This window comes from Cryobacterium sp. W22_MBD10_FK3 (genome assembly GCF_052113745.1).
GTDB lineage: Bacteria > Actinomycetota > Actinomycetes > Actinomycetales > Microbacteriaceae > Cryobacterium.
The window spans coordinates 60,190-74,583 of record NZ_JBGQOH010000014.1 but is presented as its reverse complement, the minus strand read 5'-3'; the positions used below and the strand labels follow the sequence as shown (position 1 = coordinate 74,583).

Sequence of the window (14,394 nt, the reverse complement as noted above, 5' to 3'; positions counted from 1 at the left end):
GATCCCGATGACCACACCCCGCCGCCCCGCCTCCCCCACCGACGCGAGCGCGCACCCGCGCCTGCAGCGCAAGGTGGTGCGGGTGCTCATCCTCGGCCAGATCCTCGGCGGCATCGGTATGGGCGCCACCCTCTCGCTCGGTGCGTTGCTCGCCGCGCAGCTCTCCGGCTCGAACGCCTGGTCGGGCATGGCCGCCACCATGAGCACCCTGGGCGCCGCCCTGGTGGCCGTGCCACTGGCACGCCTGGCCCAGGCCAGGGGCCGCCGCCGCTCCCTGGCCACCGGGTCGGGCATCGCCGGCGTCGGCGCCGTGCTGGCCGTCACCTCGGTCGCCGTCGACGCCTTCCCGCTACTGCTGGCCGCCCTCATGCTGCTGGGCGCCGGCTCGGCCACCAACCTGCAGGCCCGGTTCGCCGCGACCGACCTGGCCGGCCCCACCTCCCGCGCCCGCGACCTCTCCATCGTCGTCTGGTCGACCACCATCGGCGCTGTCCTCGGGCCCAACCTGTTCGGCCCCGGCGAGGTCGTCGGCGGCCAACTCGGCCTGCCCCCGCTCACCGGCGCCTTCGCCTTCTCCCTGGCCGCGCAGGTCGGCGCCGCCCTGGTCTACACGATCGGGTTGCGGCCAGACCCGCTGCTCACCGCCCTGGCGGTGCGGGAGGCCCGGCCGACGACCACCCGGCAGCACGGCGGCCTGGCCATCGTGCGCACCAACCCGCTGGCCCGCTACGCCGTGGCGGTCATCGCCCTCAGCCACGCCACCATGGTCGCGCTCATGTCGATGGCGCCCGTGCACCTCACCGAGCACGGCGCCTCCCTCACGATCGTTGGCCTCACCATCAGCCTGCACGTGGCCGGCATGTATGCGCTCTCACCGGTGTTCGGCGCGCTGGCCGACAGGGTGGGGCGGATGCCCGTGATCCTGTGCGGTCAGGCCCTGCTGCTGGCCGCACTGGTGCTGTTCTGGCTCGCCGGCGAGAACGCCACGGCCATGACGACAGGCTTGATCCTGCTCGGGCTGGGCTGGTCGGCATCCGTCGTGGCCGCCTCGGCGCTGATCGCCGAGGCGGTCGGGGTGCACGACAGGTCGGCCCTGCAGGGCTTCTCCGACCTCTCGATGAACGCCGCCGGCGCCCTCGGCGGCGCTCTGGCCGGACCGGTGCTGCTGCTGGTGGGCTACTCGGGACTTGGCGTCGCCGCGATGGTGCTGGTGGCCGTGGTCGTGACCTGGTCGCTGCTCGGCCGCCCGACCACCCCCGCCGCCCCAGCTCTCGGCTGAGGCGACGAACGGTAATCAGGAGAACGCACGAATATCAGGATGCTCTGCCCCGATTCCGTCCTTCTCAACTCCCTTTCTCCTGATAACCCTGCGAGGGATCACACGCTGGTGACGTCGTCCACCTCACCGACGAGCTCCTCGATGATGTCTTCGAGGAACAGCACCCCGGTGGGCACGCCGGCGGCGTCGAACGAGCTGGCCACGTGCGAGCCGGTGCGGCGCATCGCGGCGAGGGCGTCTTCCAGGTCGCTGTCGCGGAGCACGCTGGCGAGCTTCCGCACCCGCTTGGCGGGCACCGGCTGCGTGAAGGCGTCGGGGCCGGTGAGGTCCATCACGTCCTTGAGGTGCAGGTAGCCGGTCGGCGTCCCGGCCGCTTCCGCGAGGATGTACCTGGAGAACCCGTGCTCGGCCACGGCCCGCTGCAGGTCCGCCGGCGACGCATGCTCCGGCAGGAATACGATGCCGGACAGCGGCACCTCCACGTCGGAGACCCGCTTGGTGGTGAACTCGAACGCCGCCGAGAGGGTACCGGAGGCATCCATCAGCATGCCCTCGCGGGTGGACTGACGCACGATGCCGGCCACCTCGTCGAGGGTGAACGCGCTGGTGGCTTCGTCTTTGGGAGTCACCCGGAACAGCCGCAGCACGCCGTTGGCCAACCAGTTGAGGCTGAAGATCACCGGCTTGAACACCCGGGCCACGAACACCAGCGGCGGCGCGAGAATGAGGGCGGCCCGGTCGGGCACCGAGAACGAGATGTTCTTGGGCACCATCTCGCCCAGCACCACGTGCAAGAACGTGACCAGCGCCAGGGCAACCGCGAACGCGATCGCGCTGATGGCCGCCGGCGACAGGTCGGTGAGCCCGAGCGGGATCTCGAGCAGGTGGTGGATCGCCGGCTCCGACACGTTGAGGATCACCAGGGAGCACACGGTGATGCCCAGCTGCGAGGTGGCCAGCATCAGGGTGGCGTGTTCCATCGCCCACAACGTGGTCTTGGCGGCCTTGTTGCCCTGTGCCGCCAACGGCTCGATCTGCGAGCGGCGGGCCGAGATCACGGCGAATTCGGCGCCCACGAAGAAGGCGTTCACGGCCAGCAGCACAACGAGCCAGATCAGCCCGGGAATGTACTCACTCATGGGTCAGCCTCCCTTCGATGACGGCGGTGACCGGGTCGAGGTCGGCCGCGGTGTCGGTGGGGGTGAGGCGGATGCGCGACACGCGCGCGCCATCCATCCGCTCGACCCGCAGAATGCCCACGTCGATGGGCACGGTGTCGCCCAGCTCGGGCATGCGGTCGAGCCGGTCGGTCACGAAACCGGCGATGGTCTCGTAGTCGCCGTCGTCGGGCACGGTGACGCCGATGCGCTCGAGCAGTTCGTCGGGGCGGAGGCCCGCGTCGAACACTATCGAGCGGCCGGTGCGCACGATGCCCGCCTTGGCCCTGTCGTGCTCGTCCTCGAGTTCGCCCACGAGTTCCTCCACGAGGTCCTCGAGCGTGACGATTCCGGCGGTGCCGCCGTACTCGTCGGAGACCACGGCGATCTGCAGGCCCTGTTGGCGCAGGGTGCCGAGCAGCCTGTCGACTCCCATCGATTCGGGCACCCGCAGCGCGGGCAGCATCAGCTCGTCGGCGCGCACCAGGGTGCGGCGGCCGAGCGCCACCGCGAAGGCCTGCTTCACGTGCAGCACGCCCAGGATGTCGTCGGTGTCCCGCCCGATCACCGGAAACCGGGAGTAGCCGGTGGCACTGGCCAGCGTCACGATGCTCTCGGCGGTATCGCCGGCGTGCACCGACGCCATCTGCACGCGCGGGGTCATCACATCGGACGCCGAGTGGTCGGAGAAGCGCAGGGTGCGGCCCAGCATGTCGGCGTGGTCGGCGTCGAGCAGGCCCTCCATGGCCGAGCGGCGCACCAGGAAGCCGAGTTCCTCGGCGCTGCGCGCACCGGAGAGCTCCTCCTTGGGTTCGATGCCGACCAGCCGGATGAGGGCGTTGGCGGTGTTGTTGAAGAGCAGGATCACGGGCTTGAACACCGCCGTGAACGCCGCCTGCATCGGCACCACGAACTTGGCCGTCGCCAGCGGCACGGCCAGGGCGAAGTTCTTGGGCACGAGCTCGCCGATCACCATCGAGAACAGGGTGGCCAGCGAGATGCCGATCACCGTGCCGAGCACCGGCACAACACCGTCGGGCACACCGAGGTCGAGCATCGGGCCGCGCAGCAACGCGCTGATGGCCGGCTCGAAGGTGTACCCGGTGAGCAGGGTCGTCAGCGTGATGCCCAGCTGGGCGCTGGAGAGGTGCGTGGAGGTGATCCGCAGCGCCTTGATGGTGGGGCCGAGACGTTTCTCGCCGCGATCCCTGCGCGCCTCGAGCTCATTGCGGTCGAGGGTGACGAGGGCGAATTCGGCGGCGACGAAAACGCCGGTACCGAAGGTCAGAATGAGCCCGAGGCCCACCATGATCCATTCGTTCACGAGGTGGCTCCCTGTGCCCGGAGGTTCAGTGCCCGAAAGGCTTCGGGGCGGGCAGGGAGCATGGGTTTATGCGTGGGAGGGTCATCCATAGTCCGTCGAGTGTAGTCCGCGCATCCTGTGTAAACGCACAGGATCAGGGCGCCAGCCAGCCCGCCATGCGCTTCTGCGCGAGTGTCGTGCCCAGCTCTCCCCGGCTCGCGGGGTTCTTCCAGTAGTAGCTCAGCGCCGCATAAAGCACGGTCGGCGAGGCGCCCAGAATCCCGGTGTTCAGATCGATCGTCGACTCGGCTGTCGAACCGGCGGCGTAGGTGACCCGCAGTACCGGGATGCGTGCCTTGCGGGGATTGTCCGCGTTGGTGAACACGGCCCTGATCGAGGTGACAGCTTCCCACGGAACGTCGATGTTGCCGTCGGCGAGCCGGAACGCGATGCCGGACTCCCCGATGCCTGCCCCGTGCAGGTGCGGCCAACCGGTGCGTTTGCTGTAGGAGAGCACCGACATCACGGCGATCCAGCCGAAGTACACCGCGCCCAGAAACAGGCCGATCAGTGGGATGAGGGTGTAGACGATCTCGGTGCCGGCCAGTTCGATGGTGCCGACGAATCCCCAGACGCAGACGGCGGCGATGGCGGCGCAGGCGGCCACCAGCTTCCACGGCACCGGCCGGAGCTTGGCGAAGTAGGTCCACTGGTCCGGCGGCGGGGTCGCCGACCTGGTGAACGCAAACGCGTTCACGAGCACCAGGGGCTTACGGGAGGCGGATGCGGGCAGCCAGTCCGCCGGCACCTCGTAGGTTGGGGTCACACCTGCGACGCTATCGAGTTCTCGACCCGAGCGGGCAGCGTCTCTAGGGTGACTGACCGCTCCGCAGCGACGTCACACATTTTGCCAGCAGAACACCCAGTTGATCCCGCTCGGCAGGGGCGAGGCCCGACCGCATCAGGTCCTCGACCCCCCGAACCGCTCTGCTGGCCACGGCCAGGCGGCTACGGCCCAGCTCGGTCAGTTCGGTCGGCAGCACCCGGCCTTCCGGGGCATGCTGCGGCCGCGAGACGAAGCCGTCCCGCTCCAGGGCCTGCAGCAGCACGTTCATCGACTGCCGGGTGACGAACGCGCCCCGGGCCAGCTCGGAACTGGACAGGCCGGGGCGCTGCGCGAGCAGCTCGAGGCAGGAGTAGTGCGTGATGCTCATGCCGAGGGGGCGCAGCACCGCCTCCATGGCGAACCGGAGGGCGCTGGCGGCCTCCTTGAGCAGGTAGCCCACCGAGGTCTCCAGGTCGATTCCGACATCCTCTTGACTCATGTCAACATTCTGACATACTCGATTCATGTCAACTTACTGACACCAAAGGAGCATCATCATGACATCATCCGGCCCCGGCTTCATCTCCCTGCAGGTTCGCGACATCGAGCGCTCCGCCGCCTTCTACGAGCACCACCTCGGCTTCACCCGGAAGGCCGGACCACCGCACGCGGTGGTTTTCGACACCAAGCCGGCCGCATTCGCGGTGCGGGCAGCCCTGCCCGGTGTCGACCTGGACTCCGTGCGCCAGCTCGGATTGGGCGTGGGTGTGTGGCTGCACGCACCGGATGCCCAGCTGATCCACGACGCCCTCGTCGCCGCGGGCGTGGAGATCACCGCGCCGCCCATCGATGGTCCGTTCGGGCGCACCTTCACCTTCGCCGATCCCGACGGCTACCAGATCACCCTGCACGACCGGGCCTGACCGGCTTCGGCTCGAGCTCCGGCTCTTGGTTTTAAAACCGAGCAACGTTAGGTTTGTTCCTGCGGCTGAATCTCCATCCGCCATCACTTCCAAAGGAGCAAGTATGTCCAGCACACCATCGGTCCAGCTCTACACCGTGAGGGACGCGGTCTCCGCCGACCTCGCGGGCGCCATCGCACGCGTCGCCGAGGTCGGCTTCACCCAGGTGGAGCCGTACGACTTCGTGCAGCGCGCCGACGAGTTCGAGCGGGCCTTCGCCGCGGCCGGCGTCACCGCGCCGTCCGGCCACGCCCCCGTCATCGACGCCGCCGACCCGGCACGCACCTTCGACGCCGCGGCGCAGCTCGGCATCGGCACCGTCATCGACCCCTTCATCCCGAGTGACCGCTGGCAGACCGCCGACGACGCCGCCCGGATCGCCGACAGGGTCAACGAGCTCCAGCTGGCCGCCGCGGCGGTCGGGCTGCGCTTCGGCTACCACAACCACCAGTGGGAGTTCGCGAACCACGTGGACGGCCGCAGCATCTACGAGCTGTTCGTCGAGCGGCTCTCCCCCGACGTCGCGCTCGAACTCGACACCTACTGGTCGACCGTCGGCGGCGCGGACACCCCGGAGCTGCTGCGCCGCCTGGGCGACCGCGTGCAGTTCCTGCACATCAAGGACGGCCCGATCGCCGGCGCCATCGCCACGACGCTGCCCAGCAACGAGAGCGCCCTGGAGGTTCCGGAGGAACTCACCCAGGCGTTCAAGAACCAGCTTCCGGCCGGCAGCGGCGAGGTCGGCGTGGCCGCCATCCTCCAGGCCGCGCCGCACGCCCTTCGGGTCGTGGAGTTCGACGGCTATGCGGGCGACGTCTTCGAGGGCATCGCCGCATCCTTCGCCTGGCTCATGGAGAACGACAAGTGACCCGCACCGGACGCGTCGGCGTCGGCGTCATCGGCGCCGGCGTCATCAGCGGCACCTACCTGGAGAACATGACGGCTTTCGCCGACCTCGACGTGCTCTTCGTTGCCGACCTCGACCTCGCTCGCGCCCAGGCGCAGGCCGAGGCCTACGGGGTGCCCGCCCACGGCTCCGTCGACGACCTGCTGGCCAGGGACGACATCGAGATCGTCGTGAACCTCACCATCCCGGCCGTGCACACCGAGGTGGGCCGGCGCATCATTGCCGCGGGCAAGCACGTCTGGAGCGAGAAGCCGCTGGCGCTCGATCACGAATCCGGTGCGGCGCTGCTCACCGCGGCGCAGGACGCGGGTCTCCGGGTCGCGTGCGCTCCGGACACCGTGCTGGGCGCGGGCATCCAGACGGCCATGCGGGCGATCGCGCGCGGCGACATCGGCGAGCCGCTGACGGCCACGACGATGTTCCACGTGCCGGGCCCCGACGCCTGGCACCCCAATCCCGAGTTCCTGTTCGCCCTCGGCGCCGGGCCGCTGTTCGACATGGGGCCGTACTACGTCACCACCCTGGTGCACGCGTTCGGCTCGGCCAGCCGGGTCGGCGCGGTGTCGTCGCGCTCCACCGCGACGCGCACCATCGGCAGCGGGCCCCGCGCCGGCGTCGAGTTCCCGGTGCAGGTGCCCACCCACCACGCCGCGGTCATCGCGTTCGAGGGCGGGCAGTCGGCGCAGTCCACCTTCAGCTTCCAGAACGCGCTGCCCCGGATGGGTTTTGTGGAGATCAGCGGAACCGACGGCACCATCGTGCTGCCGGACCCGAACACCTTCGAGGGCGATTCCACCCTCTGGCGGTTCGGCCAGGACGAGCCGGGCATCCTCACGGCTGTCGGCTCCAGGTACGGTCGCGGCACCGGCGTGCTCGATTTGGCCCGGTCGATCCGGGCCGGTGTGCCCGAGCGGGCCAGCGGCCAGGTCGCCGCGCACGTGCTCGATGTGCTTCTCGCCGTCTCCGAGGCCGCCGAGAGCGGCCAGAGCGTGGATGTGGCGTCGAGGGTGGCGAAGCCCACCCCGCTGGCCGAGGACTGGGACCCGGCGGCGGCCACGCTCTAAACGGGTCAGGCCGGGGAACCGCTCGCCTGCGGGCGGTTCCCGGCCTGCGCCAGCGCGATCACGGCGGCCACGTGCTCCCCCATGTCGCGGGTCGGGTCGAACATCCACTGCAATTGCATGCCGTCGCTCACGGCCATCAGCACCGACGCCAGCACCTCCGGGTCCACGGAAGGGTCGAGCCGCCCGGCTGCCTGCATCCGGCCCAGCCCGGCGGCGATGGTGTGCCGCACCCTGGCGTAGCGCTCCCGAAAGTACTCGTGCGCGGGATGCTCAGGGTCGGTCGCCGCGGCGGCCGACAGGTTGGTGAACATCTGCACCAGCCCGGGCACCTCGGCGTTGCGCCCGACCAGGGCCGCGAAGCTGGCGGCCGGGTCTGGATCGTGCGGGTCTTTCGCCGCGTCGATCTCGTCCCTGGTGCGCAGGATGGCCACCCACAGGTCGTCTTTGGACTCGAAGTAGTGCAGCAGACCGGCCTGCGAGAGCCCCACGGCGTCGGCGATGTCCCGCACCGAGGTCTGATGGAAGCCCTGGCGCGCCACGAGCGCCAGGGCGGTCTCGAGGATCTCGGCGCGCTTCGCCACACCTTTCGGGTATCTGCCCAGGGTCGCCATGGTGCAAGGCTAGACCAGCAGGGCAATCAGCCCGTGCCTCCCCAGAAAGGGCGTCGTATGACCGCCACCAGTACCGCACCCGGCACACCTTCGCCCGCCCTGAGAGTCGTTGTGGCGTCGCCGCTGCCCGAGGACATCTGCCGGCTCATCGAGCAGGCCGAACCGCGCATCCACCTGGTGCGGGACCAGACGCTGCTGCCGCCCATGCGACACCCCGCCGACCACCAGGGCGACCCGGCCTTCACGCGCACCGCCGAGCAACAGCTGGCGTTCGAGGCACTCGTCGACTCCGCCGACGTGCTCTACGGCATCCCCGACGTGAACCCCGCCTCTCTCCGCCGCACGGTGCGGGCCAACCCCAAGCTGCGCTGGGTGCAGCTCATGGCCGCCGGCGGCGGCTCCCAGGTGAAGGCGGCCGGCCTCAGCGACGCCGAGCTGGCCCGGGTGGCCTTCACCACGTCGGCCGGGGTGCACGGCGGCCCGCTGGCCGAATTCGCCCTGTTCGGCATCCTGGCCGGCGCCAAGCAGCTGCCCCGGCTGCAGCGCCAGCAGCGGGACCACGACTGGCCCGGCCGCTGGACCCTCGGGCAGGTGCGTGACCAGACCGTGCTCCTGGTGGGCCTGGGCGGGATCGGCCGGGAGATCGCCCGGCTCACCCACGCCCTGGGCATGCACGTGATCGGCACCCGCCGGCCCGGCAGCTCCGGCACGGTCGATCATGTCGACGAATACGTGTCGATCGACGACCTCGCCGAGCACGCCGGCCGCGCCGATGCCATCGTCATCTCCCTGCCCGGCACCGACGCCACCGAGGGACTGGTGGGCGCGGCGGTCTTCGCCGCGGCCAAGCCCGGCGTCACCATCGTGAACGTGGGCCGCGGCACCGTCATCGACGAGGATGCCCTCACGATCGCGCTGCAGAACGGTCAGGTCGGCTTCGCCGCCCTCGACGTCTTCGCCACCGAGCCGTTGCCGGCCGGCAGCGGGCTCTGGGACCTGCCCAACGTGCTCGTCAGCCCGCACACCGCCGCCCTCGACGCCCGCGAGATACGCCGCATTGCCACCCTGTTCGCCGAGAACGCCACCAGCCTCCTCGACGGCGGCCCGCTGCAGAACAAGGTCGACACCATCGAGTTCTACTAGGCCGGCCCACTATGGTGGGCGGATGAACCTCCTTGTGCGACTCACCGCCAGGGGCGCCGCCCTGCTCACCGAGTTGGCCCAGCTGGTCGTCTACATGTGGGGCGGCGGCAACGGCGATCCCGACCGGCTGCGAGCGGCGGATGCGCGGCGCGCCAGGGCCCGCAATACCCCGGCCCGCCCGTCGCGCAGTGCATCGCGCCGCCGTGCGCGCCAGCGCTGAGCGCCGGCGCTGAGCGCCAGCCGGCCGAGGCCGTTGCCGCGGGTCAGCCCACCGTGGTCAGGGTGTCCATGGTGTGTTGGATGGCGACAGCGGCGGCACCCTGCGCCCAGGAGATGAAGCCGCTGGCGTCGAGGAGCACATCCACCTCGGCCGCCTCGGGGTCCCGGTCGGCCAGGATGGCCGCATCCATCTCGGGCCGGCCGATCTCGAGAAAGCCCAGTCCCTCGCCCGCGAGCACCACGTGCTCGACCATCGCGAGATTCGCCACGGCCGCGATGAGCCGGCCCAGGGCCGTGCCGGCCGCGCGCAGCACCGCGAGGGCAACGGGGTGGCCGGTCGCGGCCAGCTCGAGCACCTCGGCGTAGCTGACCGGTGATCCCAGGGCGACTTCCACCTGGGCCCGGATGCTGGGGATGGTGAGCATGGCCGTGGAACAGCCGCGGTGGCCCAGGAAGCAGAGGGGGCCGGTGGGGTCGAGGGGGAAGTGCCCGCCGAGCCCGAGGCCGGCCTCGGAGGTGCTCACCACCTGGTCGTGCATGACGAGTCCGTAGCCCACTCCGGCGCCCACGGTGAGCACGGCGAAGTTGGAGAAGCCCCGGCCCAGACCGAACCAGTGCTCGGCCGCCGCCAGGGCCACGACATCGTTCTCGACCACGACGGGCGCGTCGAACCGCGCCTCCACCGCATCCGCCAAGGCCACTGCCCGCCAGCCCAGGAACGGGGCGCGGTCGACCACGCGGTTGTCGGAGACCTGGCCACCGACGCTGATGCCGATGGCGGAGAATTCCTGCTCGTTCGCGAGCTCATGGGCCAGCTCCACGATCACGGTGACAACGTCGTGCAGCTCGTGGCTGGGAAGCTCACGTTCGGCCCGGCGTCCCTCAGCGGCGCGCAGGTCGGTGGTGACGGCCACAGCCGTGTCGCCGGTGAGCTTGATCCCCAGAAACTGGCGGGCCTCGGCGCGCACGTCGAGTGGCTTGGCGGGGCGGCCCATGCCGCCGTCGAGTTGCTCGGTCACTTCCACGAGCAGGCCGCCATCGAGCAGGGGCCGGGCCAGACGGGTGAGGGTGGCCAGGGAGAGGCCCAGCCGCCCGGCCAGTTCGCTCCGCAGGATCGGCCCGTGGATCAGCACTTCCCTGGCCAACTCGCTGGACGGTGCGCGGTAGCGGCGCTCGGCGGCCTCGAGGGATGACATGGACTTGGCAACTTTCATTCGGTCAGCGCCGACACGGGGCCACCTGGAGCCATCCGGGCGCCGGGTGTTGGTTCGATCAGGATAGCGTTCGGCGGCACCACCCCCTGGGACACCCCGAATCATGCCCAGTTTATTGCACGGTGAACCGAATGCGGGCACGAAATACGCGGTTTGCCGGATGAAACTCGATATTCCCCACTCTTGACAACTGCATTACTTGCACTATAGAAATAACTCATGCACCACGACAGCACCGTCATCCACCTCCGCGCCGGCGGAACCAGCGTCATCGTCGATCTGCACGACGACGGGGTGCCCGAGATCCTGCACTGGGGCGCCGACCAGGGCGACCTCTCCCCGCACGAGCTCTCCGACATCGCCAGGGCCACCCGCGCCCAACGAGTCTCCGGCGGGCTCGACCGGCCGGCCAGGCTCACCGTGCTGCCGCAGGAATCCACCGGCTGGCAGGGCACCCCCGGCCTCACCGGCAGCCGCAGCGGGCAGGTCTTCTCTCCCGCTCTGCGGGCCACGGAAGTCGTGCACACCCCGTCCTCCCTCAGCTTCGACGCCGTTGACGAGACCGCCAGGCTCAGAGTGCACGGCACGCTTGCCCTCGACCCGGCCGGCGTTCTCAGCCACAGCCTCACCGTCACGAACACCGGCGACGACGACTACGACCTGGTCGACCTCTGCGTCACCCTGCCGCTTCCGGCCGGCGCCACCGAGATCCTGGACACCACCGGGCGGCACCTGCGCGAACGCTCCCCCCAACGGCACGCCTTCACCCTGGGCCGGCACCAGCGTGACAGCCGCAAGGGCCGCCCCGGCGCCGACGCCACCCTGCTCCTGTTCGTGGGCACCCCCGGTTTCGGTTTCGAACGCGGGCTGGTGCACGCCGTGCACCTGGCCTTCAGCGGCAACCAGCGCGTGGCCGCCGAGAAGCTCGTCACCGGGCCCGCGTTCCTGCAGGCCGGCGAGCTGCTCGCCGCCGGCGAGATCCGCCTCGCCCCCGGCGCCAGCTACAGCACCCCCACGGTGATCGCCTCCTGGGGCGACGGCCTCACCGAACTCTCCGCGCGCATCCACACCCGGCTGCGCGCCCGCCGGGTGCACCCGCGGAGCCCCCGCCCGGTCACCCTCAACACCTGGGAGGCGGTCTACTTCGACCACGACCTCGGCCGGCTCACCGCGCTGGCGGAGGCCGCCGCCCGCGTCGGCGTCGAACGGTACGTGCTCGATGACGGCTGGTTCCACGGCCGCCGCGACGACACCGCGGGCCTCGGCGACTGGCGGGTCGACGCCGACGTCTGGCCCGACGGCCTCAGCCCGCTGATCGACACGGTCACCGGCCTCGGCATGCAGTTCGGCCTCTGGGTCGAACCCGAGATGGTCAACCCGGACTCCGACCTGGCCCGCGCCCACCCGGACTGGCTGCTGCAGGCCGCCGGCCGGCTGCCCGTGGAGGGCCGCCAGCAGCAGGTGCTCGACCTGTCGCACCCGGATGCCTACGCGTACATTCTCGAAGCGCTCGACGCCCTGCTCGTGGAGTACCCGATCGGCTACCTCAAGTGGGACCACAACCGTGATCTCGTCGACGCCGGCAGCACCCGCACCGGCACCGCCGCGGTGCACAACAACGTCGTGGCCCTCTACGCCCTGCTCGACGAGCTCAAGGCCCGGCACCCTGGCCTGGAGATCGAGAGCTGCGCCTCCGGCGGCGCCCGCGTCGACCTCGGCATCCTCGACCACACCGACCGCATCTGGACCAGCGACTGCATCGACCCGATCGAGCGCCTCACCATCCAGAAGTACACCGGCCTGCTGGTGCCCTACGAGCTGATGGGCGCGCACATCAGCGGCCCCGAGTCGCACTCCACCGGCCGCCGGCACGACCTGTCGATGCGCGCGGGTGTTGCCCTGTTCGGCCACCTGGGCATCGAGTGGGACATCGCGGCGCTCTCCACCACCGACGAGGCCGAGCTGACCGGCTGGATCGACCTCTACAAGGCCAATCGCTCCCTCTTCCACACCGGAACCTCGGTGCACGTCGACCACCCCGACCCCGCCGTGGACATCCGCGGTGTGGTCGCCACCGACCAGGGCAGCGCCGTCTTCGTCTTCAGCCAGGTCGCCACCAGCGCCGCCTACCCGGTCGGCCCGCTGCGCTTCCCCGGCCTGGCCGCCGACACCCGGTACCGGGTGAGCCTGGTCAACCGGGAGTTCACCGGCATCGGCAACGGCCAGTCCCCGTTGGACTGGGCCGAACAGCCCGTCACCCTCACCGGCAAATACCTCGCCACCATCGGCCTGCAGGGGCCGGTGCTCTTCCCCGAACACCTCGCAGTTTTCAGCATCACATCCGTCTAACACCGTTTAGCCGGACCGAGCGCAAGGAGGCGCCATGAAATCCCCCAGCACCAGGCCCCATTCCAGGCCCAAACGGGCCACCGCGATGGTCGTCGCGGCCGCAGCGCTCGTCGCGCTGGGCGGATGCTCCGCCGCCGGCAGCGACGACGTGGTCACACTGAACTTCTTCCAGTTCAAGCCGGAAGCGGTGGGGAACTTCACCGCGATCATCAAGGACTTCGAGGCCGAGAACCCCGGCATCAAGGTCGTCCAGAATTCCGTGCCTGACCCGGACACCGCCATCCGCACCCTGCTGGTGAAAGACAAGGTGCCCGACGTGCTCACCCTCAACGCCAACGGCAACTTCGGCGAACTCGCCAGGGCCTGCATCTTCGCCGACCTCAGCGCCGAACCCATCACGGGGACCGTCAACCCGGCCGTGCAGGACATCGTGCAGTCGCTCGGCACCTGCGGCACCGACGGCGGTAGTGAAGGTGCAGCCGAGGTCAACGCGCTGCCGTTCGCGAGCAACGCGTCCGGCATCCTCTACAACCCGGAGATCTTCGCCGCCAACGGCGTGGAGGTCCCCGAAACCTGGACCGAACTGCTCGCGGCCGCGGACACCTTCCAGGCCAACGGGGTCTCGCCGTTCTTCTGCACGCTCAAGGACTCCTGGACGGCGTCGCCCGCGTTCGTGAACCTGGGCGGCACGCTCATGCCCGACGGGTTCTTCGACGACCTGCGCGCCGAGGGCGGCGACGTCGCCGATGGTGCGGTGTCGTTCAGCAAGGACTTCGCCGAGGCGGCCAACAAGGAGGCGACCCTGTTCTCCTACTGCCAGGACAACTTCGCCAGCCGCGACTACAACGCCGGCAACAAGGCCTTCGCCGACGGCGAATCGGCCATGTACCTGCAGGGCTCGTACGCCATCCCCGCGATCCGGGCCAACAACCCCGACGCGAGCATCGCCTCCTTCCCCTACCCCGTCACCGACGACGCCGACTCCCGCGTCGTGGTCTCCGGCGTCGACGTGGGCATCGCGATCGGGCGGAACACCCCGCACGCCGCCGAGGCGCAGACCTTCGTCGATTACCTGATGTCGCCAGACGTCGTGACGGCATACTCCGAGGCGCAGAGCACCTTCTCTCCCCTCAAGGACGCCACACCCAACAGCGACCCCGCCCTGGCCGGACTCGAACCGTACTTCAGCGACGAGAGAATCATCGGCTTCATCGACCACCAGATCCCCGCGGCGGTACCGCTGGTGAACATGCTGCAGACGCTCGTGATCACCGGGGACTCCGAGGCCTTCCTCAGCGACCTCGACTCCGAGTGGAGCAAGGTCGCCGCCCGCACCACCACGCAGAGACAGGGGAAGTGA

The 14,394-nt window shown here is 70.0% G+C and carries 14 protein-coding genes; 8 read left to right on the top strand and 6 right to left on the bottom strand.

What is annotated here, in order from left to right:
- The first annotated feature begins 7 nt into the window (after window positions 1–7).
- Window positions 8–1,279, top strand: coding sequence for an MFS transporter (locus ACEN2M_RS13415; protein WP_441648630.1), 1,272 nt, complete (start codon window positions 8–10; stop codon window positions 1,277–1,279).
- 98 nt (window positions 1,280–1,377) lie between these two features.
- Here ACEN2M_RS13415 and ACEN2M_RS13410 read toward each other — a convergent pair whose 3' ends face one another.
- The 4 genes from ACEN2M_RS13410 to ACEN2M_RS13395 form a co-directional block, all read right to left on the bottom strand.
- Window positions 1,378–2,418 carry a hemolysin family protein gene (locus ACEN2M_RS13410; RefSeq protein ID WP_441648629.1) on the bottom strand — a complete coding sequence of 347 codons (1,041 nt, stop codon included), beginning with the start codon at window positions 2,416–2,418 and terminating at the stop codon, window positions 1,378–1,380.
- Complete coding sequence (locus tag ACEN2M_RS13405; RefSeq protein WP_441648628.1) at window positions 2,411–3,760, bottom strand: hemolysin family protein; 1,350 nt, start codon at window positions 3,758–3,760, stop codon at window positions 2,411–2,413. The genes ACEN2M_RS13410 and ACEN2M_RS13405 overlap by 8 nt, the downstream gene beginning before the upstream one ends.
- Before the next feature lie 133 nt (window positions 3,761–3,893).
- Window positions 3,894–4,565 carry a hypothetical protein gene (locus tag ACEN2M_RS13400; RefSeq protein ID WP_441648627.1) on the bottom strand — a complete coding sequence of 224 codons (672 nt, stop codon included), beginning with the start codon at window positions 4,563–4,565 and terminating at the stop codon, window positions 3,894–3,896.
- 43 nt (window positions 4,566–4,608) lie between these two features.
- The gene (locus tag ACEN2M_RS13395; RefSeq protein WP_441648626.1) at window positions 4,609–5,064 is read right to left on the bottom strand and encodes a MarR family winged helix-turn-helix transcriptional regulator; all 456 of its coding nucleotides are present in this window, start codon (window positions 5,062–5,064) and stop codon (window positions 4,609–4,611) included.
- 58 nt (window positions 5,065–5,122) lie between these two features.
- Here ACEN2M_RS13395 and ACEN2M_RS13390 point away from each other — a divergent pair, with 58 nt between their 5' ends.
- The 3 genes from ACEN2M_RS13390 to ACEN2M_RS13380 all read left to right on the top strand — a co-directional run bounded on the left by ACEN2M_RS13390 (window position 5,123) and on the right by ACEN2M_RS13380 (window position 7,498).
- On the top strand, window positions 5,123–5,488 hold the full coding sequence (locus ACEN2M_RS13390) for a VOC family protein (protein ID WP_441648625.1): 366 nt from the start codon (window positions 5,123–5,125) through the stop codon (window positions 5,486–5,488).
- 103 nt (window positions 5,489–5,591) lie between these two features.
- Window positions 5,592–6,395: a sugar phosphate isomerase/epimerase family protein gene (locus ACEN2M_RS13385; protein ID WP_441648624.1), complete on the top strand. Its 804-nt coding sequence runs from the start codon at window positions 5,592–5,594 to the stop codon at window positions 6,393–6,395.
- Window positions 6,392–7,498 (top strand): Gfo/Idh/MocA family protein, encoded by a 1,107-nt coding sequence (locus ACEN2M_RS13380; protein WP_441648623.1) that lies wholly within the window; start codon window positions 6,392–6,394, stop codon window positions 7,496–7,498. The genes ACEN2M_RS13385 and ACEN2M_RS13380 overlap by 4 nt, the downstream gene beginning before the upstream one ends.
- A 5-nt stretch (window positions 7,499–7,503) precedes the next feature.
- Here the strand turns inward: ACEN2M_RS13380 and ACEN2M_RS13375 are convergent, their stop codons facing one another.
- Window positions 7,504–8,109 carry a TetR/AcrR family transcriptional regulator gene (locus tag ACEN2M_RS13375; protein ID WP_441648622.1) on the bottom strand — a complete coding sequence of 202 codons (606 nt, stop codon included), beginning with the start codon at window positions 8,107–8,109 and terminating at the stop codon, window positions 7,504–7,506.
- A gap of 57 nt (window positions 8,110–8,166) precedes the next feature.
- Between ACEN2M_RS13375 and ACEN2M_RS13370 the strand changes: the two genes are divergently transcribed.
- Window positions 8,167–9,252 carry a D-2-hydroxyacid dehydrogenase gene (locus tag ACEN2M_RS13370; protein ID WP_441648621.1) on the top strand — a complete coding sequence of 362 codons (1,086 nt, stop codon included), beginning with the start codon at window positions 8,167–8,169 and terminating at the stop codon, window positions 9,250–9,252.
- Window positions 9,253–9,274: 22 nt separating this feature from the next.
- A complete protein-coding gene (locus tag ACEN2M_RS13365) occupies window positions 9,275–9,472 on the top strand; it encodes a hypothetical protein (protein WP_441648620.1) in 198 nt (65 codons plus the stop codon).
- Window positions 9,473–9,515: 43 nt separating this feature from the next.
- On the opposite strand, the gene ACEN2M_RS13360 is transcribed toward ACEN2M_RS13365, so the two are convergent.
- A complete protein-coding gene (locus tag ACEN2M_RS13360; protein ID WP_441648619.1) occupies window positions 9,516–10,667 on the bottom strand; it encodes an ROK family protein in 1,152 nt (383 codons plus the stop codon).
- A 237-nt stretch (window positions 10,668–10,904) separates the two neighbouring features.
- On the opposite strand from ACEN2M_RS13360, the gene ACEN2M_RS13355 reads away from it, so the two are divergent.
- Both ACEN2M_RS13355 and ACEN2M_RS13350 read left to right on the top strand, forming a co-directional pair.
- On the top strand, window positions 10,905–13,034 hold the full coding sequence (locus ACEN2M_RS13355; protein ID WP_441648618.1) for an alpha-galactosidase: 2,130 nt from the start codon (window positions 10,905–10,907) through the stop codon (window positions 13,032–13,034).
- A 34-nt stretch (window positions 13,035–13,068) separates the two neighbouring features.
- Window positions 13,069–14,394, top strand: coding sequence for an ABC transporter substrate-binding protein (locus ACEN2M_RS13350; protein ID WP_441648617.1), 1,326 nt, complete (start codon window positions 13,069–13,071; stop codon window positions 14,392–14,394).

Excerpts from the sequence above, each read along its gene's own strand:
- ACEN2M_RS13415 (WP_441648630.1), top strand. The coding sequence starts at position 8 with ATGACCACACCCCGCCGCCCCGCCTCCCCCACCGACGCGAGCGCGCAC.
- ACEN2M_RS13410 (WP_441648629.1), bottom strand. The coding sequence starts at position 2,418 with ATGAGTGAGTACATTCCCGGGCTGATCTGGCTCGTTGTGCTGCTGGCC.
- ACEN2M_RS13395 (WP_441648626.1), bottom strand. The coding sequence starts at position 5,064 with ATGAGTCAAGAGGATGTCGGAATCGACCTGGAGACCTCGGTGGGCTAC.
- ACEN2M_RS13390 (WP_441648625.1), top strand. The coding sequence starts at position 5,123 with ATGACATCATCCGGCCCCGGCTTCATCTCCCTGCAGGTTCGCGACATC.
- ACEN2M_RS13385 (WP_441648624.1), top strand. The coding sequence starts at position 5,592 with ATGTCCAGCACACCATCGGTCCAGCTCTACACCGTGAGGGACGCGGTC.
- ACEN2M_RS13375 (WP_441648622.1), bottom strand. The coding sequence starts at position 8,109 with ATGGCGACCCTGGGCAGATACCCGAAAGGTGTGGCGAAGCGCGCCGAG.
- ACEN2M_RS13370 (WP_441648621.1), top strand. The coding sequence starts at position 8,167 with ATGACCGCCACCAGTACCGCACCCGGCACACCTTCGCCCGCCCTGAGA.
- ACEN2M_RS13365 (WP_441648620.1), top strand. The coding sequence starts at position 9,275 with ATGAACCTCCTTGTGCGACTCACCGCCAGGGGCGCCGCCCTGCTCACC.
- ACEN2M_RS13360 (WP_441648619.1), bottom strand. The coding sequence starts at position 10,667 with ATGTCATCCCTCGAGGCCGCCGAGCGCCGCTACCGCGCACCGTCCAGC.
- ACEN2M_RS13355 (WP_441648618.1), top strand. The coding sequence starts at position 10,905 with ATGCACCACGACAGCACCGTCATCCACCTCCGCGCCGGCGGAACCAGC.
- ACEN2M_RS13350 (WP_441648617.1), top strand. The coding sequence starts at position 13,069 with ATGAAATCCCCCAGCACCAGGCCCCATTCCAGGCCCAAACGGGCCACC.